Annotated in this window: 26 protein-coding genes; 16 read left to right on the top strand and 10 right to left on the bottom strand. The window is 35.9% G+C overall.

Going from position 1 to position 25,591, the window contains the following annotated elements; all coding sequences use genetic code 11:
- The first annotated feature begins 7 nt into the window (after window positions 1-7).
- The 9 genes from ftsA to AC5YGD_RS05740 all read left to right on the top strand — a co-directional run bounded on the left by ftsA (window position 8) and on the right by AC5YGD_RS05740 (window position 9,124).
- Window positions 8-1,222, top strand: a complete 1,215-nt coding sequence (gene ftsA / locus AC5YGD_RS05780; RefSeq protein ID WP_496141069.1) for a cell division protein FtsA — start codon at window positions 8-10, stop codon at window positions 1,220-1,222.
- Window positions 1,223-1,225: 3 nt separating this feature from the next.
- Window positions 1,226-2,137, top strand: a complete 912-nt coding sequence (lpxC, locus tag AC5YGD_RS05775) for a UDP-3-O-acyl-N-acetylglucosamine deacetylase (RefSeq protein ID WP_271558634.1) — start codon at window positions 1,226-1,228, stop codon at window positions 2,135-2,137.
- A gap of 143 nt (window positions 2,138-2,280) precedes the next feature.
- Window positions 2,281-4,014 carry a biosynthetic-type acetolactate synthase large subunit gene (ilvB, locus tag AC5YGD_RS05770; RefSeq protein WP_496141068.1) on the top strand — a complete coding sequence of 578 codons (1,734 nt, stop codon included), beginning with the start codon at window positions 2,281-2,283 and terminating at the stop codon, window positions 4,012-4,014.
- A gap of 3 nt (window positions 4,015-4,017) precedes the next feature.
- Window positions 4,018-4,503, top strand: a complete 486-nt coding sequence (ilvN, locus tag AC5YGD_RS05765; protein ID WP_271558636.1) for an acetolactate synthase small subunit — start codon at window positions 4,018-4,020, stop codon at window positions 4,501-4,503.
- 15 nt (window positions 4,504-4,518) lie between these two features.
- Entirely contained in the window at window positions 4,519-5,523 is a 1,005-nt protein-coding gene (gene ilvC / locus AC5YGD_RS05760; protein WP_496141067.1) for a ketol-acid reductoisomerase, read from the top strand.
- Between the two features lie 37 nt (window positions 5,524-5,560).
- Window positions 5,561-6,328 carry a CDP-diacylglycerol--serine O-phosphatidyltransferase gene (gene pssA, locus AC5YGD_RS05755; RefSeq protein ID WP_496141066.1) on the top strand — a complete coding sequence of 256 codons (768 nt, stop codon included), beginning with the start codon at window positions 5,561-5,563 and terminating at the stop codon, window positions 6,326-6,328.
- Window positions 6,329-6,501: 173 nt separating this feature from the next.
- Window positions 6,502-8,034, top strand: coding sequence for a 2-isopropylmalate synthase (locus tag AC5YGD_RS05750; protein WP_496141065.1), 1,533 nt, complete (start codon window positions 6,502-6,504; stop codon window positions 8,032-8,034).
- Between the two features lie 2 nt (window positions 8,035-8,036).
- Window positions 8,037-8,444 carry a hypothetical protein gene (locus tag AC5YGD_RS05745; protein ID WP_496141064.1) on the top strand — a complete coding sequence of 136 codons (408 nt, stop codon included), beginning with the start codon at window positions 8,037-8,039 and terminating at the stop codon, window positions 8,442-8,444.
- Window positions 8,432-9,124 carry an epoxyqueuosine reductase QueH gene (locus AC5YGD_RS05740; RefSeq protein WP_496141063.1) on the top strand — a complete coding sequence of 231 codons (693 nt, stop codon included), beginning with the start codon at window positions 8,432-8,434 and terminating at the stop codon, window positions 9,122-9,124. The genes AC5YGD_RS05745 and AC5YGD_RS05740 overlap by 13 nt, the downstream gene beginning before the upstream one ends.
- On the opposite strand, the gene argF is transcribed toward AC5YGD_RS05740, so the two are convergent.
- Together argF and AC5YGD_RS05730 are read right to left on the bottom strand one after the other, a co-directional pair.
- Window positions 9,121-10,023, bottom strand: coding sequence for an ornithine carbamoyltransferase (gene argF, locus AC5YGD_RS05735; protein WP_496141062.1), 903 nt, complete (start codon window positions 10,021-10,023; stop codon window positions 9,121-9,123). The two genes, AC5YGD_RS05740 and argF, sit on opposite strands and share 4 nt — an antisense overlap.
- An 8-nt stretch (window positions 10,024-10,031) precedes the next feature.
- A complete protein-coding gene (locus AC5YGD_RS05730; protein ID WP_496141061.1) occupies window positions 10,032-11,195 on the bottom strand; it encodes an acetylornithine/succinylornithine family transaminase in 1,164 nt (387 codons plus the stop codon).
- Between the two features lie 327 nt (window positions 11,196-11,522).
- On the opposite strand from AC5YGD_RS05730, the gene hpf reads away from it, so the two are divergent.
- From hpf to AC5YGD_RS05710, 4 genes are all read left to right on the top strand, one after another.
- Complete coding sequence (gene hpf, locus AC5YGD_RS05725) at window positions 11,523-11,816, top strand: ribosome hibernation-promoting factor, HPF/YfiA family (RefSeq protein WP_271537573.1); 294 nt, start codon at window positions 11,523-11,525, stop codon at window positions 11,814-11,816.
- An 80-nt stretch (window positions 11,817-11,896) separates the two neighbouring features.
- Window positions 11,897-13,252: a magnesium transporter gene (gene mgtE, locus AC5YGD_RS05720; RefSeq protein ID WP_496141060.1), complete on the top strand. Its 1,356-nt coding sequence runs from the start codon at window positions 11,897-11,899 to the stop codon at window positions 13,250-13,252.
- A 13-nt stretch (window positions 13,253-13,265) separates the two neighbouring features.
- A complete protein-coding gene (locus AC5YGD_RS05715; protein WP_496141059.1) occupies window positions 13,266-13,574 on the top strand; it encodes a putative signal transducing protein in 309 nt (102 codons plus the stop codon).
- A 9-nt stretch (window positions 13,575-13,583) separates the two neighbouring features.
- Window positions 13,584-13,763 carry a hypothetical protein gene (locus tag AC5YGD_RS05710; RefSeq protein WP_271537578.1) on the top strand — a complete coding sequence of 60 codons (180 nt, stop codon included), beginning with the start codon at window positions 13,584-13,586 and terminating at the stop codon, window positions 13,761-13,763.
- A gap of 44 nt (window positions 13,764-13,807) precedes the next feature.
- On the opposite strand, the gene AC5YGD_RS05705 is transcribed toward AC5YGD_RS05710, so the two are convergent.
- The 6 genes from AC5YGD_RS05705 to AC5YGD_RS05680 form a co-directional block, all read right to left on the bottom strand.
- The gene (locus AC5YGD_RS05705; protein WP_496141058.1) at window positions 13,808-14,230 is read right to left on the bottom strand and encodes a GNAT family N-acetyltransferase; all 423 of its coding nucleotides are present in this window, start codon (window positions 14,228-14,230) and stop codon (window positions 13,808-13,810) included.
- A gap of 6 nt (window positions 14,231-14,236) precedes the next feature.
- Window positions 14,237-14,866 carry a LysE family transporter gene (locus AC5YGD_RS05700; RefSeq protein ID WP_496141057.1) on the bottom strand — a complete coding sequence of 210 codons (630 nt, stop codon included), beginning with the start codon at window positions 14,864-14,866 and terminating at the stop codon, window positions 14,237-14,239.
- 19 nt (window positions 14,867-14,885) lie between these two features.
- Window positions 14,886-15,299, bottom strand: a complete 414-nt coding sequence (locus AC5YGD_RS05695) for a VOC family protein (protein WP_271558649.1) — start codon at window positions 15,297-15,299, stop codon at window positions 14,886-14,888.
- 10 nt (window positions 15,300-15,309) lie between these two features.
- A complete protein-coding gene (locus tag AC5YGD_RS05690; protein WP_496141056.1) occupies window positions 15,310-15,930 on the bottom strand; it encodes a LysE family transporter in 621 nt (206 codons plus the stop codon).
- A gap of 8 nt (window positions 15,931-15,938) precedes the next feature.
- On the bottom strand, window positions 15,939-17,054 hold the full coding sequence (locus AC5YGD_RS05685) for a dimethylsulfoniopropionate demethylase (protein ID WP_496141055.1): 1,116 nt from the start codon (window positions 17,052-17,054) through the stop codon (window positions 15,939-15,941).
- A gap of 100 nt (window positions 17,055-17,154) precedes the next feature.
- Window positions 17,155-18,528: a phosphomannomutase/phosphoglucomutase gene (locus tag AC5YGD_RS05680; RefSeq protein ID WP_496142359.1), complete on the bottom strand. Its 1,374-nt coding sequence runs from the start codon at window positions 18,526-18,528 to the stop codon at window positions 17,155-17,157.
- Window positions 18,529-18,788: 260 nt separating this feature from the next.
- On the opposite strand from AC5YGD_RS05680, the gene aceE reads away from it, so the two are divergent.
- From aceE to AC5YGD_RS05665, 3 genes are read left to right on the top strand one after another with little or no spacing between them, the layout of a single operon-like run.
- Window positions 18,789-21,440 carry a pyruvate dehydrogenase (acetyl-transferring), homodimeric type gene (aceE, locus tag AC5YGD_RS05675; protein ID WP_271537585.1) on the top strand — a complete coding sequence of 884 codons (2,652 nt, stop codon included), beginning with the start codon at window positions 18,789-18,791 and terminating at the stop codon, window positions 21,438-21,440.
- 6 nt (window positions 21,441-21,446) lie between these two features.
- The gene (locus AC5YGD_RS05670) at window positions 21,447-21,803 is read left to right on the top strand and encodes a HopJ type III effector protein (RefSeq protein WP_271537586.1); all 357 of its coding nucleotides are present in this window, start codon (window positions 21,447-21,449) and stop codon (window positions 21,801-21,803) included.
- Between the two features lies 1 nt (window position 21,804).
- The gene (locus AC5YGD_RS05665; RefSeq protein ID WP_496141054.1) at window positions 21,805-22,965 is read left to right on the top strand and encodes an MFS transporter; all 1,161 of its coding nucleotides are present in this window, start codon (window positions 21,805-21,807) and stop codon (window positions 22,963-22,965) included.
- 78 nt (window positions 22,966-23,043) lie between these two features.
- Here AC5YGD_RS05665 and AC5YGD_RS05660 read toward each other — a convergent pair whose 3' ends face one another.
- Window positions 23,044-23,253, bottom strand: a complete 210-nt coding sequence (locus tag AC5YGD_RS05660; protein ID WP_496141053.1) for a SlyX family protein — start codon at window positions 23,251-23,253, stop codon at window positions 23,044-23,046.
- A gap of 49 nt (window positions 23,254-23,302) precedes the next feature.
- A complete protein-coding gene (gene pnp, locus AC5YGD_RS05655; protein ID WP_496141052.1) occupies window positions 23,303-25,396 on the bottom strand; it encodes a polyribonucleotide nucleotidyltransferase in 2,094 nt (697 codons plus the stop codon).
- Between the last annotated feature and the right edge of the window lie 195 nt (window positions 25,397-25,591).

Below are 25,591 nucleotides of genomic sequence, written 5' to 3'. Positions count from 1 at the left end.
ATCTTATATGGCAGGAAATAATTTCGTAGCAAGCATAGATATTGGTACTGAGAAGATTGCTCTTCTTGCTGCTGATATAGAAGATGCAGGCCATCTTAGAATTGTTGCACATAATTTTTGCTCCTCTGATGGAGTTAAAAAAGGCTCATTATTTTCTATTGACTCTCTTGCAAGAGTGCTTACAAATTTAATTGAGCAAACTAAAAAAGATTTTGGTTACAAGGTTGAGTTAGCTCGCATTAATATTTCAGATACTCATTTAACATGTTCTGATGGGAAGGGGAAGGTTTCAATAAATGAATCTGTTACATTAAAAGATTTAGATTCTGTTCTTGAGTCTGCAATGGCAAAGTCAACCCCAACCAATAAAGAAAAATTACATATTATAAAAAAGAAATTTACAATTAATGAAAATTTGGTGGTTGATAATCCTATTGAGATGGAAGCAGAAGTGCTGGAGTCTACAGTCCACATTGTGACTGTTTCTAGTTCTAGTATAAGAGGTATTGAGCGTTGCTTAGAGCAGAGTGACCTTGCGGCTGAAAAAATTGTCCTTAATTCTATTGCTAAGTCTCATGCAGTTCTCTCACAAGAGGATAAAGATAGTGGTGTTTGTCTTGTTGATATTGGTGCTGGAGTTACAAGTTATTCGGTTTTTGGGGATGAGGGAATAATTCGAAGTGGAGTAGTAGCCTCAGGAGGAGACGAGATTACCCATGAAATTGCTTACGCATTTGACACTTCATTTGAAGAGGCAAAAAGACTTAAAGAGAATTATGGGTCTGCAAAGTCATCAACTCTGAAAGAAGATAAATTGATTCGTTTCACCCAAAATAAAGAAGAGCACCATCTCTCTAGTCTAGAGCTTTCAGAAGTTATTGAAGAGGCATATAGAGCAATTTTTACATTATTAAATAATGAATTAAAGCACCATAACTTAAATGGCATTATCAGGTCTGGTTTTGTTTTATGTGGTGGCGGGGCGCAAATTAATTCTATTTTGGAACTTGTACGTGATTTTTTTTCTAAAAGAGTTAAGATAGGTCAAATCCAGCGCTCAAAAGTTTCTGGCTTAGAAACAATTCTCACGGACTATAAATATACAGGCGCAATAGGTCTCTTATTGCACGAGGAAGATTTGAGTAATAATAAGCTTGCCTCGTCCAAAACCGACCATAGTGTTATTGATAAACTAACAAAAGTTTTTGTAGGAAAATTTTGATTTATGGTTAAGCAAAGAACAATTAAAAAAATAGTGAAAGCTCGTGGTGTTGGTATTCATAGTGGCAAGCTTGTTAACTTAACATTAATTCCAGCCGAGGTTGATCATGGAGTAGTTTTCAAAAGATTAGATGCTGGAGGGAGGCAAGTTCATGCCCATAGCGCTTTTGTTAATGAAGTTGTTTTATCTACTGGACTTGAAAGCCAGGGCGTTAAAGTTTCAACTATTGAACATTTAATGTCAGCACTTTCTGCCCTGGGTGTTGATAATCTATTAGTTGAGTTAGATTCTTTTGAGGTACCAATTATGGATGGGTCATCAGCACCATTTGTTTTTTTAGTTCAGTCAGCTGGTATAGAAGAGCAGGAAGCATACAAAAGGTTTATTGTCATTAAAGATACTATCCGAGTAGAGAACGGACAATCATGGGCTCAGGTTTCACCTCATCATGGCTTTAAAGTATCCCTAGAGATTGATTTTGAACATAAAAAAATAAAAGAAAGTGGGCAAAAATTAACAATAGATTTTGCTGAACAGTCTTATCTTAAAGAGATATCACGTGCAAGAACATTTGGCTATGAAAGAGATGTTGAGATGCTTCAAAAGCAAAATCTTGCACTAGGAGCTAGCATTGATAATGCAATAGCGCTCTCAGATAATGATATTCTAAATGAAGATGGTATGAGGTACCACAATGAGTTCGTTAAACATAAAATTTTGGATATAGTTGGAGATCTTTTTTTACTTGGTGGAAATGTTATTGGGCACTATGAGGGTTATAAGACTGGCCATATGCTTAATGATCAGTTGCTGTCTGCAATATTATCTCAACCTAATGCATTTAAAATTGAAACTTTTGAAGAGGGCAAATCTCCAATACATTACTACTCAGAAGATTGGCAAAACGATCTATAGATTGTAACTAGTATTGCTAATATTTTTTAGAATAATAAATCCCATTTTTCAGCGCCTTAAAAGCAAAAACTGCTAAAAACGAAGTCTTTTTGCTTTTGATTCTTTGGGTATAATCAAAAACTTTTAAATTACAGTTATTAGTAATGAAATTGAATGGTGCTGAAATTCTTATAGATTGTTTGCAGAAAGAAGAGGTGGAGTATGTTTTTGGCTACCCCGGCGGAGCTGTACTTCATATATATGATGCCTTAGAGGCGCAAAACAAGATTAGCCATATATTAGTGAGGCATGAGCAAGGCGCTGCTCATGGTGCTGATGGCTATGCAAGATCTAATGGTAAGCCTGGTGTTGTTCTGGTAACCTCAGGCCCGGGAATTACTAATGCTGTCACAGGAATTGCTACTGCTCATATGGATTCTATACCGATGGTTGTTATTTCTGGTCAAGTCCCTTCACCATTAATTGGAATGGATGCTTTCCAAGAAGTTGACGCAACTGGAATTACACGCTCATGTGTTAAACATAATTTTCTTATTAGAGACATTAGTGAAATTGCTTCTACTGTTAAGAAAGCTTTTCATATTGCCACTACAGGAAGACCTGGCCCTGTTGTAATTGATATCCCTAAAGACATAACCATTGCTAAGATGGAAGTTGAAGAATATCCTGCAACTATTGAGATGCGTTCATATAAGCCAACTGTTAAAGCTAGTGATCGCCAAATCAAAAAAGCCGCAGAAATGCTAACTAACTCGAAAAGGCCTATTCTTTACGCTGGTGGCGGGTGCATTATTGGAAATGCCTCTAAAGAACTTCGTGAATTTACGCGTATGGTTGGATTCCCAATTACTCAAACTCTTATGGGCTTAGGTACTTATCCAATGACTGATAAGCAGTCCCTTGGAATGCTAGGGATGCATGGCACTTATGAGGCTAATATGGCAATGCATGGCTCTGACTGCGTTGTTGCTATTGGCTCTCGTTTCGATGACAGAATTACAGGAAATTTAGAAAAATTTTGTCCTACTGCAAAATTTATTCATATTGATATTGATCCATCACAAATTTCAAAGAATGTTGTAGCTGATATCCCAATTGTGGGGCAAACGAAGCAAGTTCTTCAGGCTCTAATTGATCAGATGAAAGATAAAAAACTTGAGGATATTTCTAATTGGTGGTCTCAAATTGAAGAATGGAGAAAGGTTGACTCCTTAGCTTATAAAAAATCTCCTGGAGTAATTAAACCTCAGACAGTAATTGAAATGCTCTATGAGGTTACTAAAGGAAAAGCAATCGTTACTTCAGATGTTGGACAACATCAGATGTGGGCTGCACAGTATTATTTATTCGATGAGCCTAGGCAATGGATTAACTCGGGTGGTCTAGGAACAATGGGTTTTGGACTTCCAGCAGCTATGGGCGCTAAACTTGCAATGCCTGATAAAGACGTAGCATGCGTTACGGGTGATGGTAGTATTCAGATGATGCTTCAAGAGCTTTCAACAATGCTTCAATATTCGACGCCAGTAAAAATAATTAATCTTAATAATGGCTATCTCGGAATGGTGAGGCAGTGGCAAGAGTTTTTTTATGAAAAGCGTTATGCAATGTCTTATATGGATGCTTTACCTGACTTTGTAAAGCTTGCAGAAAGTTATGGCCATATGGGAATAAGGGTTGAAAAAGAAGAAGATTTGAAACCTGCGCTTATTGAGGCATTTAATCAAAAAGAACGAACAGTTTTTCTTGATATTGTGACGGATCCATCTGAGAATGTATTCCCAATGATTCCTGCTGGTGGTGGACATAGTGATATGTTGCTTGCAGGAAGAGATGAAATGGTTTCAAAAGATGAAACTGACTTTAACGCGGTATAGTTTATGAGACATATTATTTCAGTGATACTAGAAAATGAGGCTGGAGCGCTTTCAAGAGTTGCTGGTCTTTTTACTCAGCGAGGCTTTAATATTGAGTCTCTTACTGTGGCAATAACAAATGACCCAAGTTTGTCTAGAATGACCATTGTTTCTTCAGGAAGCGATAGAGTTTTAGAGCAAATTGTTAAACAACTTAATAAATTAATCGAAGTAGTTAAGGTTAGCGATTTAACTAGTCAGGATCATGTGGAGCGAGAATTATTATTGGCCAAGATTTCTTCAAGCTCAAAAGAGGGCGCTAATATAAAAGAATTGGTAGAAATTTTTGGCTGTAAGGTTGTTGACGTTACAGATAAAGTCTACACCATAGAGGTTTCAGGAAAGACAAAGAAAATTAATGCATTTTTGGATGCTTTTGATCCTTCAAGCATTATTGAAATTTCAAGGACTGGGGTCACCGGGATTTCCAGAGGAAAAAAATTAATTTAAATTTAAGGACAAAAAATGAATAGATATTACGATAAAGATGCAGACCTTTCAATCATTCAAAGTAAAAAAGTTGCAGTTATTGGTTATGGCTCACAAGGCCATGCTCAAGCAAATAATCTAAAGGATTCTGGTGTAGAAGTTGTTGTTGGCCTTAGAGAAGGTTCATCTTCGGCTACTAAAGCTAAAGAGGCGGGATTAGGCGTTATGTCTGTTGAAGAGGCGAGTGCTTGGGCAGATGTTATTATGTTATTGGCTCCGGATGAGTTTCAAGCTAGTATTTATTCAAAAAATATTGAGCCTAACTTGAGACAGGGGGTTGCTTTAGCTTTTTCACACGGCCTTAATATTCATTTTGATATGATTGTTCCAAGACAAGACTTAGATGTAATTATGATTGCTCCAAAAGCACCTGGACATACTGTTCGCTCTGAGTTTGTTAAAGGTGGAGGTATACCAGATCTAATAGCAATTGAGCAGGATGCAACAGGCAATGCTAAAGAAATTGCTCTTTCATATGCTTCAGCAATTGGTGGTGGAAGAACTGGAATACTCGAAACAAGTTTTAGAGAAGAAACTGAAACAGATTTATTTGGTGAGCAAGTCGTTTTATGTGGAGGAACTACTGCTCTTGTCCAAGCTGGATTTGAAACACTTGTAGAAGCTGGGTATGAGCCAGAAATGGCATATTTTGAGTGCCTTCATGAATTAAAACTTATTGTTGATTTATTGTATGAGGGTGGTATTGCAAATATGCGTTATTCAATTTCAAATACCGCTGAATATGGTGATGTTACTCGAGGACCAAGAATAGTAACTGATGAAACAAAAGCTGAAATGAAGAAAATTTTAAGTGAAATACAAAGTGGTGATTTTGCTAGAGAGTTTATTAAAAATGTTGGTGATTTGCCTGGTCGTCGTGATGTTCAGCGCAAACATCAAATTGAAACGGTTGGTGAGAGCTTGCGCTCAATGATGCCGTGGATTGCAAAAAATAAATTAGTAGACCAGACTAAAAACTAATTAATTTTTGATATTGTCAGCTTTATTTTAATTAGCAATGACAGAACAAAAACCAAGAAATAGAGGAATCTACATATTGCCAAGCGTATTAACAACGTTTGGCTTGTTTGCTGGGTTTTATTCTATCATTGCATCTATTAATGGTGACTTTACAATCGCAGCAATTTCAATAATGGTTGCCATGTTATGGGATACGTTAGATGGGCGAGTAGCTCGGCTAACAAATACTCAAAGTGCTTTTGGCGCGGAATATGATTCTTTAGCTGACCTTGTTTCTTTTGGCTTAGCTCCAGCTCTTCTGGTTTATTTGTGGGGTTTTTCTGGTTTAGGAAGATTTGGCTGGCTTGCAGCCTTTGTTTATTTAGCTTGCGCTGCTTTACGTCTAGCTAGGTTTAATACGCAAGTAGGTTCTGCCGATAAGCGCTATTTTCAAGGGCTTCCTTCACCAGCTGCTGCGGGCGTAATAGCTTCAATGATATGGCTTAAAATTTGGGCATTTGCCTTCTTTGATTCGGACGTAATTTCAATAGGTTACATAGGGTACTATCTTGGTGCTGTAATAACAATTATTTGCGGACTTCTTATGGTTAGTAATGTTCGGTATTACAGTTTTAAAGAATTGGATTCAAAGAAAGCTTCATTTCGTTTTCTTTTGGCTATTGTTCTTAGTATAATTGTGCTCCTTTATAAGCCTAATATTGTTTTATTTACTGGATTTTTTCTATACTTGCTCTCAGGTCCATTTATTACTATTATTGGCATTAATAAAAGGCGCATTGAGAAAAAAAAGATTAAGACAACTTAAGTTGCTTTATAATCTTCACTTATGATTAAGGACTTTAATTCAATCACATTACTTTCACTAAGCAAGCTCTTTGCTTTGTTGCGATTATTGCCGTAAGGCAATAATAATCATAATAGACGAAAGTCTATCACTAAAATTTAAGATAAAATTCGTAAAATAAAAAGGAGCAATTAATGTCCGAAAAACTAATAATATTTGATACAACACTAAGAGATGGAGAACAATCACCTGGTGCATCCATGACCAAGGATGAAAAAGTTCGTATCGCTAAAAGTTTAGAAAAAATGAGAGTTGATGTTATTGAAGCTGGTTTTGCAATTGCATCTCAAGGTGACTTTGAAGCTGTTCAAGCAGTTGCTAAAGCCGTGAAAGATTCAACAGTATGTTCATTAGCAAGAGCTCTTGATAAAGATATTGATCGCGCAGGAGAGTCAATTAAAGGTGCAAATTCTGCTCGAATTCATACTTTTATAGCAACCTCTGATATTCATATGAAGATGAAGCTAAGAATGACGCCTGATGAAGTTGTCACTCAAGCAATTCGCTCTGTTAAAAGAGCAACAAAGTTTACTGATAATATTGAGTTTAGTCCGGAGGATGCTGGTCGTTCAGATATTGATTTTCTCTGCCGAATAATTGAGTCAGCTATTAATGCTGGAGCAACAACAATTAATATTCCAGATACAGTTGGATACAATATACCTCATCAATTTGGTGAAACAATGAGAGAATTAATCGAGAGAATTCCAAATTCTGATAAGGCAATTTTCTCTGCACACTGTCATAATGATTTAGGTCTTGCAGTTTCTAACTCACTTTCTGCAGTTTTAAATGGCGCAAGACAAATTGAATGCACTATTAATGGGCTTGGAGAAAGAGCTGGGAATACCTCTCTTGAAGAGGTTGTAATGGCTGTTCGAACTCGGCAGGATGTATTTGGGCTAGATACAAATATTGATGCTACAGGTATTCTTGCTGCCTCTAGATTAGTATCTTCCATTACTGGGTTTGTTGTTCAACCAAACAAAGCTATTGTTGGAGCTAATGCTTTTGCACATGAAGCTGGAATTCATCAAGATGGAGTCCTTAAGCATAGAGAGACCTATGAAATCATGAGGGCAGAGGATGTTGGATGGAATCAGAATTCATTAGTACTTGGTAAACATTCTGGCAGGAATGCTTTTAAAGCTAGACTTACAGAATTAGGTATTGATTTTGATTCCGATGAAGCACTAAATGATGCTTTTTCTAGATTTAAAACCTTAGCCGATAAAAAGCATGATATTTTTGATGAAGATCTTCAGGCTTTGGTTTCAGATGCCCAAACTGAGTCATCCGAAACAATTCACTTGATTTCACTAAAAGTATCTGCTGAATCTGGGAAAGAGAATACTGCAGATGTAACACTGTTGATAAATGGTAATGAGCAAAGTGCTTCAGCTAAAACATCTGGCGCAGTTGATGCTACGTTTAACGCAATACTTTCATTAGTTGATATTGATCCAAAGCTTCAATTGTATTCTGTAACAAATGTAACTCAAGGAACTGACTCTCTTGGAGAGGTCAATGTTCGCTTAGAATATGAAGGGAAAATTGTAAATGGACAGGGGGTTGATACTGATATTATTACTTCATCCGCTAAAGCATATGTCAATGCTCTTAACAAAGTAATGACAAATGTTGAGAGAGCTCATCCGCAGATTTGACTATGCAGTTAAGAAATAAATATCTTGAAGCTTTAGGAATTCCAGATTTTCTCTATTCAAAAATTGAGTTAAACAAATCTCCTGAGCAGCCTATAAAGCTTTTAATTGTTGAAGTAGGGGCTCAAGACTCATTTTGCTCAAAAGGCGACAGTCAAAACCTGTTAATGAAAATGCTTGAATCTATCAGTTTCAGTATTAAGAATGCTCAGCTTGTGTCACTTGAAAAAAACCTTATTGATGAGTATATAAAAAATAATCCATCAGAGGTTGTAATGGTAATGGGCTCTTCTTATGAGTCAAATAAATCAGCTTTTTTTTTAATGCATCACCCAAGAGATATTTTAAAAAATCCAACTCTTAAGCGTGAATCTTGGGAGATTTTAAAAAAGGTTAAACAATGTCTCAAATAGACTATTCGCTTAACTCATATAAGAGACCCAAGCTAGAGACTCCTAATGGTGAAAAAAGACTATTAATGCACTCATGCTGCGCCCCCTGTGCTGGAGAGATTATGGAGGCTTTGGCCGCATCAGAAATTGAGACAACAATTTTTTTCTATAATCCAAATATTCATCCCTTTGAGGAGTATGAGCTTAGAAAAGAAGAAAATATTCGCTTTGCAAAAAAACTTAGGATGCCAATTATTGATGCAGATTATGATCGTGATGAGTGGTTTTCGAGAACAAAAGGCCAAGAGAATGAGCCAGAAAGAGGAGAGAGATGTTCTACTTGTTTTGATATGAGGTTTCAAAAAACAGCTAAATATGCCTCTGAAAATAATTTTGATATTATTTCTTCAACACTTGGAATTTCTCGCTGGAAAGACATGAGGCAAATTAATGACTCAGGTGCCAGATCTTCTGAGCCTCACAATGTTCCCTATTGGGATTTTAATTGGCGCAAACAAGGAGGATCTTCTAGGATGCTTGAGGTATCCAAAAAAGAAAACTTCTATCAGCAGGAGTATTGTGGATGCGTCTATTCACTTAGAGATACTAATAATTGGAGAATCTCAAAGGGTCGAGAAAAGATTGAAAGAGGTGTTAAGTTCTATCAGGAAGCTAAGTTAAAACTATCTCAACTAGATTAGTCTTTAATCAGATACAGTAATAGTGATTTCTGAACATGTAGTCGATTTTCAGCTTCACTAAATACAACACTCTGTTCTCCATCAATCACCTCTGCACTTACCTCTTTACCTCTATAGGCTGGAAGGCAGTGCATAAATATTGCATCATCTTTAGCCTGACTCATCAATTTTTGATCAACTTGAAAGCCCTTAAACGCTGCTTCTCTCTGTTTTATTTCTAATTCTTGTCCCATACTAGTCCAAACATCAGTAACAATAATGTCGGCGCCTATGCAAGCATCATTAGGATTTGCAAAATAACTGATATTTGTTTTATATTTTTCAATAAAATCATCAGATGGTCCATAACCAACTGGAGTTGCAATCGAAAGGTCAAAGTCAAATATTGCTGCAGCTTGCATATATGTCTGACAAACATTGCAGCCGTCACCAATCCATGCTATTTTTTTACCTTTGATTGAACCTTTATGTTCTTGATAAGTCATTAAGTCGGCAAGTATTTGGCAAGGATGAGATTCGTCTGAAAGAGCGTTAATAACTGGCTTACTTGAATGCTTTGAAAACTCAACTATATCTTCATGTGAGGACATTCTTAGCATTATTGCATCAACCATAGAGCTAATAACTATAGCGCTATCAGTAATTGGCTCACCTCTTCCTAGTTGTATATCTTTTTCAGAGAGAAAAAGTGACTGTCCACCAAGCTGCGTCATTCCTGCTTCAAATGAAACTCTAGTTCGGGTAGAGGATTTATCAAAAATCATTGCTAAAGTTTTGTTTTTAAGGGTTTCATTTATAAGTCCAGATTTATGCTCTTTTTTAAGCAAGATAGCTCGATCTATAATTCCTTGTAAATTATTTTGAGAGAATTGGTCAAAGTCGATGAAATGATTGGGCATAGTTATTCCTAAATAGTAATTAGTTTTATAATCTTATTGATCAAGATATCAATTTCTTTTTTAGATATTATTAGTGGCGGCAGCATTCTAATAGAATTACCAGTGATGTTTATTAATAGCTTGTCTTCTAAAGCCTTTTGAGTAAGTTTGCTGCAATCAATAATATTTTCATCAAGTCCAATACCAATCATCAGACCTTTGATCCTTAGCTCCTTTACCACACTATAACTCATTATTTTGGACTTAAATTCTGACTCAAAATATTGACTCATTTTCATTACGTTATCAAGAATTAAGTCATTCTCAAAGACGTCAAGAACACTTGAAGCTACGCCCGTTACTAGTGGGTTACCTCCAAAGGTTGAGCCATGAGTTCCTGGAGTTAGCATCTCAGCAGCTTTACCTTTGGCTAGGCAAGCTCCAATTGGAACGCCGTTACCTAAGCCTTTTGCAAGGCAGAGAATATCAGGAGTAATTTTGTTGTGCTGGTGAGCAAAAAGCCTTCCTGTTCTTCCCATTCCTGCCTGAACTTCATCAAGAATATAGAGCCATTCATTTTGTTCACAAAGTATTTGGACTTTATTTAAGTAATCTGATTGAGGAATTATAACTCCAGCCTCTCCTTGCACAGGTTCAAGCATGACAGCAACTACATCTTTATTTTTACTGTATTTATTAATAGCATCAATGTCATCAAAGTCAAAATGAACAAACTCACTCATTAGTGGAGTAAAACCCTCTTGAACTTTGCTTTGACCTGTTGCAGAAAGAGTTGCCATTGTTCTTCCATGAAAACCTTTATTTGCAGTTAAAACAATTGGATTATGAATATTTTTAGAGCGTGCATACAGCCTAGCAATTTTAATGGCAGCTTCATTCGCTTCAGCTCCAGAGTTTGAAAAGAAGGCTTTGTCCATATTAGCAAGTTGACATAGACGTGTTGCCAGTTTTTCTTGGTTTGCAATGCGGTAAACATTTGAGGTGTGAAGTAGTTTTTTTGACTGATTGACTATACTCTTTGTAATTGCTGGATGAGAGTGGCCAAGGTTCACTACGCCAATGCCTGAAAGTGCATCAAGGTATTCATATCCAGATGTATCAGTTAACCAACAGCCACTCCCTTTTACAAAGGTAACCTCGAGTGGGTAATAGTTAGACATTAAGTTTGACATAAAAAAATTCCAGTTAATAAATAAAAAAAGCCCCATAATGGGGCTTTTGAATCTAAGTTATTTGCCAGATTAAGGCAAATTAGCCACCATTAATAAATAAACTTGAAGACAAGATCTTCGAGAAATATAAGGTTTTATTCGGCGTGATTCAGATAACATTTCAATATTCAGTAAAACTCGAAAGATTTATTATATCCTAATTTCTTCACTCATACTTTCTGTAATTTGCTCAATAAAAAAGATAAAAAAGTCCAATAGTATGATCAATTTATGACACAATATGTTTGCAAGAAAAACAATTTTATTTCATTAATCTAAGGAGTAAAAATGCAACTTAACCTTTCTGGTCATCATCTTGATATTACATCTTCTATCAGGCAACATACGAGTGATAAACTCACAAAAATAAAGCATCACTTTGATAATGTTATGAATGTTAACATGATTTTAGAAGTGCAAAAAGATCTTCAAAAAGCCGAAGCAACTATTCATGTTAGTGGGGCTGATTTATTTGCAAAAGCTCAAAGTAGCGATATGTATGTTTCTATTGATCAACTAATTAATAAGCTTGATTCTCAAATAATCAAGCATAAAGAAAAACTACATAACCACAGAGCTTAGCTTATATAAATTATAATACGATGTAATAACTGCATAACAAGTTAAGCTTGTTATGCAGTCTAAACCATTGGATTATAAATATGGCTGAAGTTGAACTTACTAATTTCGAAGTAAGCCTTCAAAATTTAATGATTTCATTAGAAGCATCAAATCATGATGAGGCAAAATATCAAATCAAAGAACTTCATCCTGGAGAAATAGCAAGACTTTTAGAAGCCATTCAACCAAAAGATAGAGCAGTTATTTGGCCTGGGATTGAAATTTCAATTCAAGGCGAAGTTTTAAAAGAGGTTAATGAAGATGTCCAGTCCCAGTTAATTGGCGAAATGTCGGTAGACGATCTTGTTAAGGCTACTGAAAAATTAGATACGGATGACTTGGCAGATATTGTCCCAAACCTACCTGAGTCTGCTGTTCATAGCCTTTTATTGACACTCGATTTTAAACATCGAGAGCGCCTTAACAAAATTCTGAGCTACCCTGAAGACTCTGCTGGTGGATTAATGAATACTGACTTTATAACTGTCAGACCTGATGTCACAATAAGAGCTGTAATAAGATATTTAAGGCTATTGAAAGAGATGCCAGTAGACACTGACCAAATTTTTGTTGTTGATAGAGACTTTAATTATTTAGGCTCCTTACTTATTACTACCTTGTTAACTGAAGGGCCAGAGCAAATGGTCGATTCATTGACTAACAATGAAGCTTCAAAACCAATTAATGCTGATACTGATGAATCCGAAGTAGCTATACTATTTGAACAAAGAAATTTGATTTCAGCTCCCGTGATTGATGAGAATAATCAGTTAGTTGGGCGAATTACAATTGATGATGTGGTTGATGTAATTCGTGATCAGGCTGAACATTCTGTGATGTCCATGGTCGGCTTGGACGAGGATGAGGATGTCTTTGCCCCTATTTTCCAAAGCTCAAAGCGCCGAAGTGTCTGGCTAGGAGTTAATTTAATAACGGCATTTATTGCGGTCTACTTTATCGGTCTTTTTGAAGCCACCTTGCAGCAAAAAATTGCTTTAGCAATATTAATGCCAGTAGTTGCTAGTATGGGTGGTATTGCAGGTACTCAAACGCTGATAATAGTTACTCGAGGAATTGCAACGGGAAGGGTAACCTCAGCTAACATCAAAACTTTAATAAACAAAGAAGTTGCAGTAAGTGGCCTCAATGGCATAATTTGGTCTGTCGTTATTGGCCTAATTACTTACTACTGGTTTTCTGACTTACTGCTGAGCTTAGTCATAGCGCTTGCAATAATTACCAATTTACTTGTTGCTGCTTTTTCTGGTGCATTTTTACCTTTGGCACTTACTAAGTTAAAGATAGATCCTGCTTTGGCTGGAGGAGTTATTCTCACAACTATTACTGATGTCATTGGGTTTGTAGCCTTCCTTGGGTTAGCGGCTTTATTTATCTGATTTTTGCACTCAAATGAAACTCTTGTATACGAATGAAAATCGAATAATGGTGATGAATGTTAAAAACGTTTTAATTAATAACGGTTATGAGGTCGTTCTTAATAACGAGTTTGCATCGAGTGCATCTGGTGGTTTAGCTCCCTTCGATACTTGGCCGGAGGTCTGGCTTTTAAAAGATAGTGAGCTAGAAGAGGCTAAAAAAGTTATTGAGTCAATTGACACTGAAATAAGCTTAATTACTTGGAAGTGTGGGGATTGTAATGAGATCAATGATCAAACTTTTGATTTTTGCTGGAAGTGTGGCAGAGACGACTTTCAATAAACTATTCTTATGAAAAAACTTATCTTACTTTCATTAATTGTAATAATTGTTGGTTTTTTTTCTAAGGATATCTATTTAGTTATAAAACTAATTGGGTACTTTGCTTTTTTCTGGTCTATTATTAGACTTGGAAGGTTTCTATCTAGAGACTTCAATGATGGCAGAGACAATGATTATTTTGGTGAGTAATAACGCAGTATTTGGTGAAAACTGAAGCATGAAAACCCTCACAACTAAAGCTTTCTTGTCATTTTTATATGATCAATGCCAGCCTCTTCATACTTTTCACCAGTACAAGTAAAGCTAAGATCAATATAAAATCCATGAGCATGCCACTGAGACGAAAGCCATAAGCTTTTTAATTGATTTTCTTGAGCCCACTCAATGAGCATTTTCATAATTAATTTACCAACACCCTTGCCTCGAAATTGTTTTAAAACAGCTACCCTTCCTATATGCCCATCAGACAAAATTCTTCCTGTTCCTATTGCCTTGTCATCTAATAATATGAGTATATGAGTAGCGTCATCATCAAGCCCATCTATTTCAAGCTCTTCAGGGACATTTTGCTCATCAACGAAAACTTTAAATCTGACTTCACATATTTCTTTATGATTAGATTTATAGCTAGTTGTAATTGCAGAAATATTTTTCATAATGACCTATAAGTGAACAAAAAAAAGATTAACCGCTAGAGCAATATATATTAAAGATGCAACAAGGTTAAGATTTTTATTTATAGTTTTTGATTTTTTTAAAGTTCCTTCAAGGAAGCTAGATAAATAGGCAATTGATGTGAAAACAAAAAATGCACTAAAAATGAATAGAAATCCAAGGAGAAATATCTGAGATGAGACATTATTATTGGAATGTACAAACTGAGGCAAAAAGACCAAAAAAAAGATTGCTACTTTTGGGTTGGTTAAGTTCATAACAACACCCGTTAAATAGTATGATTTATTTGAACTATTTTGGGAGGCTTTCCCTAAGTTTAACTCTTTATTTTGAATCGAGAGCCATGCAAGATACACAAGGTAGAAAGCGCCAATAATTTTCAGTCCATTGAAGGCAATTGCACTTGTTTGAAAAACAACACTTACACCAATCGCAACTAAGATTGTGTGTCCTATAAGTCCTGTGCAAAGACCAAGTGTAGTATAGAGTCCAATTTTCCATCCCCTTAAAGCTGAATTACTCATAACAAATAGATTGTCAGGCCCAGGAACTAGGCTTAGAACTACAGATGCAGTAATAAAAGTTATTATTGTCTCAATACTCAATACTTCTAACATTTATAAACCTTTGGCGTAGTTATTTGCTAAATACTTCTGTTAAATTTTTGTAGGCTTTGAGTTCGATAGAGTTACCTGAATAGTCCTCAAAAAACATTGTTGCCTGCTCACCAGGTTGGCCTAAAAACCTCACATTAGGAGTAATAATAAATTTAACAGATTTTGATTGCAGTTTATGGGCTAAATTATAAAAGGTATCCCAATCTAGTACACAACCAAAGTGAGGCATAGGAACTGAAACACCTTCTACGCTTGAGCTAGAATTACTACTTTTTATTACCTCACCAACATGAAGCGAGAGTTGGTTTCCAAAAAAATTGAAATCTACCCAGGTTTCTGAGCTTCTTCCCTCAAGACACCCTAAAAGACTCCCATAGAATCTTCTTGTAGACTCTAGATCAGTCACTGTATATGCTAAATGAAAGACACTCATAAAAATCTAGTTAAGACGTACCCATTATTAAACCAATAAGAATTAATGTGGAACCAGTAACTCTATTTTGCCATAATATTTTTTTTGGGTCCGACAGAAATGATTTTGATATTTCAGCAAGCATGACGTAGCCAATCATTACAATTAAATCAACACTAATTAATGTTGCAGTTAAAATTAAACAAGTAGAAATTTTAAGGGCAGTTAAATCGACAAAAAGTGGTATTAATGCAAGAAAAAAAACGGTACCTTTGATGTTTGTTATGTTCACAAAAAAACCCTTTAGAAGAGAACTCAAAGGGTTAAAAGCTTTCTCTAGATAGGCTTTAGAAGTAGATATCTGTTCAATTTTTTTAAGCCATTGCATAATTCCTAACGCAATTAAGTAAAGCATTCCCAGCATTTTAATTATTGAAAAAATACTTGGAAACTGATCAATTAATACTCCTAGTCCTAGCAGCAGAAATATAATTTGACTCATTAATCCAAGTTGCAGGCCAATTACTGAAATTATAGATCTCTTAAAGCCATATTGAGTGCCCTGACTTATTGAAAAAATTGCTCCAGGGCCAGGGGATATACTAATAAAAAGTGCAGATGCTAATAGCCCAAGCCAGACAGTTAATTCCATAAGTTCATTTAGTTAAAGGGAATTGGTGAAACCTTCCCTAGTCTTTTGCCCCAAGGCGTTTCTACGTCTACTTCTGAGTCTATATCATTGAAGCCTTTGTCAAGAGTGGCCATAGCCATATTAATTTTTAGTCTTGGTGAATATGCAGCGCTAGTAACCTTTCCACATATTTTGTTGCCACTTTTAACTTGCCATGGGCTAGCACAGCCACCAATAAATGCATCACCCTCAACAACAAGGCCAACTAGTTTTTTAGTGACGCCTTCAGAGCGTATTTTAAGGAGTGCATTTCTACTTAAGTAATCAGCTTCTTTATCGAGCTGACAAAAATTAGCTAAAGGAAGCTCTAGGGGGTTGCTATTTATATCCATGTCATTACCCCATGAAAAAAGACCCGACTCAACCCTTTCAATATTGTTTGGAGTTCCAGGCTTAATGTCATATTTTTTACCGGCAGTAGCAACAATATCCCAGAGCTTTTGGCCTTTAGAGCCATCACGAAGATAGAGCTCAAAACCACCTTGCTTACTCCACCCTGATTTTTGGACAATGAGAGGAATGCCTTCTAACTCAATTTCTTTAAAAAAGAAATACTTGATATCTTTAACCCAGTCACCAAACAAATCAATCATTAATGGCAAGTGGTTAGGTCCTTGGATAGCAAGGGGAGATACATCTGGCTCACTAATCTGAACATCCCAGCCAAGTCCACAGACAAGTCCACGAGTCCATAGTAAAACATCACTATCAGCAATCGAAAGCCAAAAATGATTTTCAGCCAATTTTAATATTATTGGATCATTTATAATTCCACCATTTTCATCAGTAATAAGGGCATATTTTCCTTGACCAATTTGGAGTTTTGAGAGATCTCTAGAAGTAATATATTCAACAAACTTATACGCATCACCACCAATTATTTCAACTTGCCTCTCAGCAGCAACATCCCACATCGTGACGTTATTCATTAAATTCCAGTAGTCAGCCTCTGCACCTTCATAAGAAGTGGGCATAATCATATGATTGTATAACGTGAAAGTTTTAGCTCCTGCTTTAAGAGTAGCCTCGTAATATGGGGATTTTCTTAAGCGGTCTGAAAGGGTAAAGTTGACATGTCCATCCATTGGGGTTGCTCCAAGTTTTAAGTATTATTACTTTTTAAAAGAATGTTGTCTTGCAAAGATAAAAAAGTGTATTTTATACCTTATTTTTTAAATTTTTCAACTATAAAGAATCTGCAGAAATACCATTCGATTTAAGCCATTCAGCAAACTTTGTCTTTATTTCATTTAGCGATTTATTGTCATTAGCTTCAAAACGTAAAACTAAGCAAGGGGTTGTATTGGAAGCCCTGACTAACCCCCAACAATTTTCGTAGTCGACTCTAACGCCATCAATAGTAATAATAGTGGCATTGGGAAAATTAATGTCCGCTGATAATTTATTCATTGCTTCAAATTGCTGACCATGCTTCTCAAAGTTAATATTAATTTCAGGAGTACTTAGGTTTACTGGCATTTCATCAAAAATTTCAAAACATGACTTATTGCTCTTAGAGATAATTTCTAATAACCTTGCACCAGTATAAAGAGCATCATCAAATCCATACCAGCGCTCCTTAAAGAATATATGTCCTGACATTTCTCCAGCTAGCTCTGCTTTAGTTTCTGTAAGTTTTTGTTTAATAAAACTGTGCCCGGTTCTGGACATAATTGGTTCACCTCCATTTTCAGAAATAAATTTAGGCAGAAGTGAAGAGCACTTCACATCAAAAATAATTTTTGCACCTTTATTTCTACTTAATACATCCTTAGAGTAAAGCATCATTTGCTGATCAGCCCAAATGATTTGACCTTTGTTGTCAACCAATCCTAACCTATCTCCATCTCCATCAAAAGCAAGGCCTAAGTCAGAGTTAGTATCTTTAACTTCTTGGATTAAATTTTGTAAATTTTCGGGTTTAGAGGGATCTGGATGGTGGTTTGGAAACCTGCCATCAACTAAACAAAAGAGTTTGGTAACTTTAACGCCCAATGCTTCAAACAATTGAGGAGCAATGTTACCTGCTACGCCATTGCCACAATCAATTACAATTTTGAGATCTTTCTCAATTTTGATATCTGACTTAATCGTATCTATATAGTTTTGATCGATATTTATAGAAGTTGAAGTTCCAGAACCAGAAGAAAAATTATTCTCATTAATTCTTTTAAGTAGGTCTTGAATTCTTTCAGCTGAAAGAGTTTCGCCTGCGACCATAATTTTTAATCCATTATATTCTGCAGGGTTGTGCGACCCAGTAATCATAACGCCTGATGTTGCTCCTTTGGTGTAAGTTGCAAAATACACAACTGGAGATGGGACCATACCTATATTCACCACGTGACAGCCACTCTCAAGAAGGCCTGAAATCAATGCATCTGATAATTCTGGTCCCGTTAAGCGTCCATCTCTTCCTACAACAACACCTCTTTCACCTTTTTCAATAGATTCGCTACCAACAGCCTTGCCTATCAATTTGACAATTTCTGGTGTTAGTTCAGTTTCAACAATACCTCTTATATCGTAGGCTTTGAAGATTGAAGTTGGAATATTCATTAAAATATTTGTGAAGATTAAAGTTGCAGTCATTTTAACAAATTTTTATTTTAGAAATCGATAGAAGACTTCTAAAGGAACAAAATAAAAAGATTTATTGATAATGCTAGCTAATCGCTTTTTTCTCAATATCTATAAAGACTTTTCTTTAAGCTTAAACTGCACTTTATTAAGGTGATTTTGAGTTAACTTTTTAGGGATAATATCCACAAAAGTTGAATTTCAAACCTTTTCTGTTGAATTAAATTAAATCAAATTTTATGTCTCAAAAAGATATTGATCCGCAAGAAACTATTGAATGGCTAGAAGCTTTTAGATCTGTTGCCAGGGTTGAAGGGCAAGATAGAGCTAAGTATATCCTGCAAAAATTAATGGATATGGCCCATGAAGATGGGATGAATTTACCGCAAGGCGTTAATACAGCTTATTTAAATTCAATTCCAGTAGAAAAAGAAACTGAACTTGTTGTTAAGCATGATATTGAGCATCGAATTAAATCGATCATACGATGGAATGCAATGATCATGGTTGTTAAAGCAAATCAAGTCTCTTCTGAGCTTGGTGGCCATATTGCATCATTTGCATCTAGCGCCACACTGTATGAAGTTGGTTTCAATCATTTCTATAGAGGTGGGAATCTAGACCAGGGAGCAGACCTAATATTTTTCCAAGGCCATATTGCACCTGGTATATATTCAAGAGCCTTTCTAGAAGGTAGAATTACTGAAAAGCAAATGCTTAACTTTAGGCAGGAGGCTAATCAAGAAGGATTATCCTCCTATCCCCATCCATGGTTAATGCCAAATTTTTGGCAGTTTCCAACAGTATCTATGGGACTAGGGCCAATAATGGCGATATTTCAAGCGCGTTTTATGAAATATCTTCAGCATCGAGAAATTATTAAAACGGATAAAAGAACCGTTTGGGCCTACATAGGAGATGGTGAAACAGATGAGCCTGAGTCTCTTGGTGCCATATCTTTAGCAGGTAGAGAAAAGCTGGATAATCTTATTTTTGTTATTAATTGTAATCTTCAGCGTTTAGATGGACCTGTTCGAGGCAATGGTAAGATCATTCAAGAGCTTGAAGGAATGTTTCGAGGCGCTGGCTGGAATGTAATTAAAGTTATTTGGGGTAGGGGTTGGGATAAATTAATCGCCAATGATACTTCGGGCCTTTTGAGGCAAAGAATGGAAGAAGTTGTAGATGGGGAATATCAGGCCTATAAAGCAAAAGATGGCGCTTATGTTCGTAAGCATTTTTTTGGAAAGTATCCTGAAACTCTTAAACTTGTTGAGCATATGTCTGATGATGAAATTTTTGGGCTTACTCGAGGTGGCCACGATCCAAATAAGGTTTTTCAAGCTTACAAATCAGCTAAAGAGCATAAGGGGCAGCCTACAGTTATTTTGGCAAAAACAGTCAAAGGATACGGAATGGGAGAGGCTGGTGAAGGACAAAACACTACCCACAGCCAGAAGAAATTAGGTGTTGATGCACTAGTTCGTGTTGCTCAGAGATTTGATATCCCTGTTACTAAAAAAGATGCAGAAGAGCTCAATTTTTATAAGCCTGCTGAAGATAGTGAGGAACTAAAATATCTTAGAGAGAGGCGTGAAGCTTTGGGCGGATATCTACCTGTTAGAAGTTTTGAGCTGGAGACCTTTAAAATACCAGAATTAAACGTTTTTGATCCTCTACTAAAATCTACTGATGAAAAGGAAATATCAAGCACAATGGCATTTGTGCGCTTCCTATCACTATTAATACGAGATAAAGAGATTGGTCCAAGAGTTGTTCCCATTGTTCCTGATGAGGCGAGAACTTTTGGAATGGAGGGTCTTTTTAGGCAAATGGGCATTTATTCTTCCTCTGGTCAGCTCTATGAGCCAGAAGACTCTGATAAAGTTATGTGGTATAAAGAAGATATTAAAGGCCAGGTGCTTCAAGAAGGCATCAATGAAGCTGGAGCAATTTCTGACTGGATTGCTGCTGCAACATCTTATGCTTCTCATAATGTCACAATGATTCCTTTTTATATTTATTATTCAAAGTTTGGTTTTCAAAGGGTTGGTGATCTTGCTTGGGCTGCTGGAGATATGCAAGCCAAGGGTTTTTTGATGGGTGGTACTGCTGGAAGAACTACGCTTGCTGGTGAAGGTCTTCAGCATCAAGATGGGGATTCATTGATTGTTGCTAATACTATTCCAAATTGTGTTTCCTACGATCCAACTTATGCGTATGAATTAGCAGTTATTCTGCGTGAAGGCATGCGCCGTATGTATGAGAATATGGAAAGTGTTTTTTATTATATAACACTTATGAATGAGAACTATATTCATCCTGCTATTCCTAAAGGCGCTGAAGAAGGAATTATTAAGGGAATGTATCCATTAAAAGTAGTAGGAAAATCCAAAATTGAAGTTCAATTATTAGGAAGTGGCGCTATTCTTAGAGAAGTTGAAAAAGCAGCTGATATGCTCTCAAAAGACTGGGGTGTTATGTCGCATGTTTGGAGTGTTACTAGTTTTAATGAGATTACAAGAGAGGCTCAAAAAATTGATCGTGAAAATTTATTTAGTACAAGTAAAAATAAGAAGGTTCCATACATAACTCAGTGCTTAAGCAAATCTTCTGGCCCAGTAATTGCTGCTACAGACTATATGAGAAATTATGCAGAGCAGGTTCGTAAGCATATACCTCTTCATTATGAGGTATTAGGCACAGATGGATTTGGTAGGTCAGATTCTCGTAAAGAGCTTAGATATTTTTTTGAGGTGAATGCAAATTATATTGTTTTTGTAACATTAAAGGCGCTTGTTGATGATGGCTTGCTGGATTCAAAAATAATTAAAAGTGCCATTAAAAAACTTAATATTGATGTTAATAAGTCAAACCCAATGTATACATAAAAAACGATGAATACCAAAGAGTATCTCGAGCAACTTAGGTCAGGAGTTAAGATGAATTTTTCTGATTTTACTAATCTCATTGATCAAGAATATGAGTTTTTAAATGTCGCTTTTACAAATAGTGATCTTGTTAACTCGAAAGAAGAAAATCAAGGCTCTGCAAAGGTTTTCTGTTTTGCCTTGATGCATTCTCTTTCTGAATCAGAAACGTTAAGATGTTTTGGCGAACATTATCAATCTGTTATTGATGAGCCAGAAAATCATAATTCCCATTTAAACATTCGCAGATTCGTTAGTAATGGCTGGAAGGGAATTTTAATCAATCAAAGTACACTTAAGCCCAAGAAGGAATTTGAGCATTGATATGACTGAGAGTGCTAAATATAATAATGGTATTTATACTGTCTTTCTTAGCGCCTTCTTAGTACTCTTTCAGATTGGATTATATTTTGTTTATATTCCTTGGAACGCTGAAAGGCTTCAAATAACTGAGGCGGAAATTGGTATTGGCCTTCTGGTTTTCGGTATTGCAAATTTAATAGGTAACCAAACATCAGGGAGATTAATTGTTCCAAAAATTGGCACTAAAAATGCCATTATGATTGGGTTACTTGGTATTTCGTACCTTCCATTACTATTAATACTATCACCAAATTACTTCTGGTTTTTATTGGCTTTTGTACCATTTGGTTTTTTTGTAGGTTTTTTTAGTCCTTCTGCGCAGTCACAAATATCAATGATTGAAGAAAAGACTTCTAGAGTCATTACGCCTTTATACCACGCAGCATTTAGCTTTGGCTCATTAGTCGGAGCTATTACTGCATTCTTTACAATCAAGTACATTGAAAGTGTAAGTTTAATTTTTTCTATATCTGGATCAATGCTTGTTTTAGGAGCACTAATAGTATTTAAGTTTGGACTCTCAAAAACATTTGAAGATTTAAAGAAAACACCAAGATTTAAATTTCCAAAAAAATCAATACTAATTTTTGGCTTTTTAATGATGATGAATTATGCAACTATGGGCATAATTCTTGATTGGTCTGCTTTATGGTTAACAAAAGATTTATTAGTACCTCTTTTCTTAGGAGGAGCCGTTATAGTGGCCTTTAATGTTGGTGAGATTTCTGCAAGACTAATCGCCTCAAAAATGATTAATAAATATAGCGAAAAATTAGTTGGTGGTTATTTAAGTATTATTGCAGGAATAATACTTTTCCTATCAGTATTGACGTCAAATTTTTATGTCATTATTTTTGGAATGATACTATTCGGTTTTGGAACAGCCAACTTTATAGCAATTATTCTTAGGCAAGCTATCAGGCTGACAGATGAGCCTATATCTTTAACTGTTGCTAATCTTATAACTATGGGATTTGCTGGCTTTATTTTTGGACCAGCATTGGTTGGTTATTTAGCTGAATATATTGGATTGACCTTTAATATGTATCTCTTAAGCTTGGTATGGGGACTTAATGGTTTGGCCCTTATAATCATGATGAGGCGAAATCAGGCTATTGTTTAGTAGCTAGAAAACTCATTGCTTTCATATTCTCCCTTAATAAGCTCTAAAATTCTCTCTTTTAAGGCAATCTAATCTAAGTTAATAATGTGGTGGCTTATCATCAGTCACTTCAGATTGTTCAGGTTGTGATTCAGAGTGATTAATTATCTTTTCATTAGTTTCTTTAATTTGATTAGTGAGTTTTTCAATTTTTTCACCTTGACGGAAAATAACCATATTAAGTTCATCGAGCATATTTTGAAGATATGATATTTTTTCTTCTAGTTCTACGAGTCTATTATCTGACATAATTTATTATATTCAATAAATAAAGCCACCTTTCGGTGGCTTTATTTAATTACTTATCAATTAAAGCCTTTCTAGAAAGTTTAATTCTTCCTCGATCTATCCCAAGAACTTTAACTTCAATTTCTTGACCTTCCTTAAGGTGATCTTCAACTTTTTCAACTCTTTCATGTGCAATTTCAGATACATGAAGAAGCCCATCCTGATTAGGCATGATTGTAACAAAAGCGCCAAATTCGACTATTTTTGCTACCTTGCCCATATACACTTTGTTTAATTCAGGAACTGCAGTGACATCTTTAACCATCTGAACTGCTTTTTCAAAGCTTTCAGTATCATTTGCAAAAACATTAACATTTCCTTCGTCATCAACATCTACGCTAGCACCTGATTGAGCTACGATACCCCTGATAGTCTCACCACCCTTACCAATTACATCACGAATCTTGTCAGTAGGGATTTTAATAACTTTAGTCTTAGGAGCATTTTTTGATGCAGCATTAGGCTCAGAAATAACTTGGTTCATTTGACCAAGAATATTAAGTCTTGCTTCTTTGGCTTGCTTAAGTGCAATTGACATAATGTCTTCAGTGATACCATCAATCTTAATATCCATTTGAAGTGCATTTATTCCTTTTGCTGTTCCAGCAACTTTAAAGTCCATATCACCAAGGTGATCTTCATCACCAAGAATATCAGTTAATACTGTAAAGCGATCTTCATCTTTAACAAGACCCATCGCAATACCTGCAACTGGCGCTTTAATTGGAACACCTGCGTCCATAAGTGACAGAGAAGAGCCACAGACACTTGCCATTGAACTAGAGCCGTTAGACTCAGTTATTTCTGAAACGATACGGATAGTGTATGGAAACTCTTCAATACTTGGAAGGCAAGCTGCAATTCCTCTTCGAGCCAATCGACCATGACCGATTTCACGACGTTTAACGCCCATTACTCGACCTGTCTCACCTACACAGTATGGAGGGAAGTTGTAATGAAGCATGAAGTGATCTTCTATACGATCATTTGATTCAAGTTTTTCAATAAGCTGTCCATCTCTTTTAGAGCCAAGAGTTGTAACAACAAGGGCTTGAGTTTCACCACGCGTAAAAAGTGCGGAACCATGCGTATTCTCTAATACGCCTGTTTCGATTGCAAGTTCACGAACAGTCGAGCTATCTCTTCCATCGATTCTTGGCTCACCTTTTAAGATACGCTCTCTAACAGTTGATTTTTCAATTTTTTTAATATAGTTTTTAACGTCATCAGAGCTAGGTGAATCATCAGCATCAGTTATAAATTCTTCAAGGGCAGCGTCTTTAACTTCACCCATTTTTTCATAACGCTCCATCTTGTCAACAGTCTGATAAGCTTCAGAAATTTTACTTTCGAATTTAGATTTAATAGAAGACATTAGAGATTCATCCTCAGCTGGTGCTTCCCATTCGCGAGGAGAAACTCCTACCTCTTTTGCAAATTCAGCAACACTATTAATTACTACTTGAAATTGCTCATGTGCAAACATAACAGCTGCAAGCATTACGTCCTCTGAAAGTTCACTTGCTTCAGATTCAACCATTAATACAGCATCTTTGGTTCCAGCAACAACCATATCAAGTTCTGAAGTCTTAAGATCAGTATATGTTGGGTTAATAATGTAGCTTCCATCTTTGTAACCAACGCGTGCAGCACCAATAGGCCCTTTAAAAGGAACCCCAGCAATTGCCAATGCTGCAGAAGTTCCAAGCATTGCTAAAATATCAGGATCTACATTTTTATTTGCAGAAATAACCTGAATCATAACTTGAACTTCATTCATGTAGCCATTTGGAAATAATGGACGAATAGGGCGGTCGATTAGGCGAGAAGTTAATGTCTCTTTTTCACTTGGACGCCCTTCTCTTTTAAGAAAGCCACCAGGAATTTTTCCTGCTGCATAAGTCTTTTCAATATAATCTACGGATAATGGAAAAAAAGATTGGCCTGGTTTGGCTTCTTTTGCTCCCACAACGCTAACTAGTACTTGTGTATCATCCATGCTAGCTAAAACAGCCCCATGAGATTGTCGTGCGATTCTTCCTGTTTCAAATGTGATCTGACTATTGCCAAACGTAAAACTTTTTTGAACTATATTCATGTCCATTGCGTTACTCCAATAAAATAAAAAATGTTTTATGGTTTAACGTAATAAGCTTTATTTAAAACATACCCAATAGGTACGCTTGAGATAAAACTTACCAAAATCCATAAAACAGTTGAATTATCCCCTAATTTTTTTTCTCGAATGTACTAAATTTGCCTGTTCTCATTGAGTATTAATGCTTTATAAGTTCTAAAT

Source organism: Candidatus Pseudothioglobus sp. uisw_070, assembly GCF_059512545.2.
Note: the sequence above shows the minus strand (reverse complement) of the source record. Positions and strands in the feature narration are given on the sequence as shown.

What these genes read in the sequence shown, in the direction of transcription:
- AC5YGD_RS05665 (WP_496141054.1), top strand. Translation starts at nt 21,805, where the DNA reads ATGACTGAGAGTGCTAAATATAATAATGGTATTTATACTGTCTTTCTT.
- lpxC (WP_271558634.1), top strand. Translation starts at nt 1,226, where the DNA reads ATGGTTAAGCAAAGAACAATTAAAAAAATAGTGAAAGCTCGTGGTGTT.
- AC5YGD_RS05750 (WP_496141065.1), top strand. Translation starts at nt 6,502, where the DNA reads ATGTCCGAAAAACTAATAATATTTGATACAACACTAAGAGATGGAGAA.
- AC5YGD_RS05660 (WP_496141053.1), bottom strand. Translation starts at nt 23,253, where the DNA reads ATGTCAGATAATAGACTCGTAGAACTAGAAGAAAAAATATCATATCTT.
- AC5YGD_RS05685 (WP_496141055.1), bottom strand. Translation starts at nt 17,054, where the DNA reads ATGGATGGACATGTCAACTTTACCCTTTCAGACCGCTTAAGAAAATCC.
- AC5YGD_RS05740 (WP_496141063.1), top strand. Translation starts at nt 8,432, where the DNA reads ATGTCTCAAATAGACTATTCGCTTAACTCATATAAGAGACCCAAGCTA.
- ilvB (WP_496141068.1), top strand. Translation starts at nt 2,281, where the DNA reads ATGAAATTGAATGGTGCTGAAATTCTTATAGATTGTTTGCAGAAAGAA.
- argF (WP_496141062.1), bottom strand. Translation starts at nt 10,023, where the DNA reads ATGCCCAATCATTTCATCGACTTTGACCAATTCTCTCAAAATAATTTA.
- ilvC (WP_496141067.1), top strand. Translation starts at nt 4,519, where the DNA reads ATGAATAGATATTACGATAAAGATGCAGACCTTTCAATCATTCAAAGT.
- AC5YGD_RS05680 (WP_496142359.1), bottom strand. Translation starts at nt 18,528, where the DNA reads ATGAATATTCCAACTTCAATCTTCAAAGCCTACGATATAAGAGGTATT.
- ilvN (WP_271558636.1), top strand. Translation starts at nt 4,018, where the DNA reads ATGAGACATATTATTTCAGTGATACTAGAAAATGAGGCTGGAGCGCTT.
- AC5YGD_RS05700 (WP_496141057.1), bottom strand. Translation starts at nt 14,866, where the DNA reads ATGTTAGAAGTATTGAGTATTGAGACAATAATAACTTTTATTACTGCA.
- AC5YGD_RS05710 (WP_271537578.1), top strand. Translation starts at nt 13,584, where the DNA reads ATGAAAAAACTTATCTTACTTTCATTAATTGTAATAATTGTTGGTTTT.
- pnp (WP_496141052.1), bottom strand. Translation starts at nt 25,396, where the DNA reads ATGGACATGAATATAGTTCAAAAAAGTTTTACGTTTGGCAATAGTCAG.
- AC5YGD_RS05730 (WP_496141061.1), bottom strand. Translation starts at nt 11,195, where the DNA reads ATGTCAAACTTAATGTCTAACTATTACCCACTCGAGGTTACCTTTGTA.
- pssA (WP_496141066.1), top strand. Translation starts at nt 5,561, where the DNA reads ATGACAGAACAAAAACCAAGAAATAGAGGAATCTACATATTGCCAAGC.
- AC5YGD_RS05690 (WP_496141056.1), bottom strand. Translation starts at nt 15,930, where the DNA reads ATGGAATTAACTGTCTGGCTTGGGCTATTAGCATCTGCACTTTTTATT.
- ftsA (WP_496141069.1), top strand. Translation starts at nt 8, where the DNA reads ATGGCAGGAAATAATTTCGTAGCAAGCATAGATATTGGTACTGAGAAG.
- aceE (WP_271537585.1), top strand. Translation starts at nt 18,789, where the DNA reads ATGTCTCAAAAAGATATTGATCCGCAAGAAACTATTGAATGGCTAGAA.
- AC5YGD_RS05715 (WP_496141059.1), top strand. Translation starts at nt 13,266, where the DNA reads ATGAAACTCTTGTATACGAATGAAAATCGAATAATGGTGATGAATGTT.
- AC5YGD_RS05695 (WP_271558649.1), bottom strand. Translation starts at nt 15,299, where the DNA reads ATGAGTGTCTTTCATTTAGCATATACAGTGACTGATCTAGAGTCTACA.
- AC5YGD_RS05745 (WP_496141064.1), top strand. Translation starts at nt 8,037, where the DNA reads ATGCAGTTAAGAAATAAATATCTTGAAGCTTTAGGAATTCCAGATTTT.
- mgtE (WP_496141060.1), top strand. Translation starts at nt 11,897, where the DNA reads ATGGCTGAAGTTGAACTTACTAATTTCGAAGTAAGCCTTCAAAATTTA.
- hpf (WP_271537573.1), top strand. Translation starts at nt 11,523, where the DNA reads ATGCAACTTAACCTTTCTGGTCATCATCTTGATATTACATCTTCTATC.
- AC5YGD_RS05670 (WP_271537586.1), top strand. Translation starts at nt 21,447, where the DNA reads ATGAATACCAAAGAGTATCTCGAGCAACTTAGGTCAGGAGTTAAGATG.
- AC5YGD_RS05705 (WP_496141058.1), bottom strand. Translation starts at nt 14,230, where the DNA reads ATGAAAAATATTTCTGCAATTACAACTAGCTATAAATCTAATCATAAA.